The organism is Streptomyces capoamus, from assembly GCF_014654935.1.
Classification (GTDB): Bacteria; Actinomycetota; Actinomycetes; order Streptomycetales; family Streptomycetaceae; genus Streptomyces; species Streptomyces capoamus.
In genome coordinates this window covers 250713-251364 of record NZ_BNBF01000008.1, presented here as the reverse complement: position 1 = coordinate 251364, position 652 = coordinate 250713, and the positions used below count along the sequence as shown (strand labels likewise).

Here is a 652-nt window from a genome sequence, read left to right as displayed (position 1 = left end):
CACCGCGCTGGTCGTAGGTGACCAGCGCCTCGCGCAGCAGGCCGAAGTACTCCTCCGTGCCCTGGTCGGTGACCTCGTACTCGACCCGCGGCGGTCCGCCCGCCGGGGACGGCGCGATCTCGTGCGCGTGCAGCAGCCCCTGCTTGGCCATCTGCTTCAGGGCGTGGTAGATCGAGCCCGGCTTGGTGTTGGACCACTCGTGCGCGCCCCAGTACTCCAGGTCGCCCCGGACCTGGTAGCCGTGGGCCCGCCCGTGCCGCCGGACCGCGCCCAGCACGAGGAGTCGGATCGCTGACATGGGGTCCAGGTTAGGACCTCGGGGCCGGCCGGCGATCACCCCGCCGGCGGTACCGCTACTGCCCCCAGCTGCCGCCCTGCTCCAGCGCCACCAGCTCGAAGGCGGTCTTGCCGTCCAGCGACTCGCGGACGATGTCGGCGTGACCGGCGTGCCGGGCCGTCTCGCGGATCAGGTGCAGGCACAGCCAGCGCAGCGAGACGCGGCCCTCCGGCGGGAACCACGGGTCGGGCGGCAGCGGGAAGGTGTCGTCCAGGCTGGGCGCGGAACGGATGAACTTCTCCGTCTCGGCGGCCACCTGCTCCCAGTACGCCAGCTGCGAGGCGACCGTCTCGTCCCCGGTCAGCTCGAAGGTCT

Annotated in this window: 1 protein-coding gene and 1 pseudogene; both read right to left on the bottom strand. The window is 72.4% G+C overall.

Annotation, left to right across the window (positions count from 1 at the left end; all coding sequences use genetic code 11):
- Nucleotides 1-298 (bottom strand): annotated as a pseudogene (locus tag IE312_RS40280) (PadR family transcriptional regulator); the annotation flags it as partial.
- Nucleotides 299-353: 55 nt separating this feature from the next.
- Nucleotides 354-652, bottom strand: a 299-nt coding sequence (locus IE312_RS40275) for a mycothiol transferase (RefSeq protein ID WP_229899826.1), incomplete at its 5' end; no start/stop codon positions are given.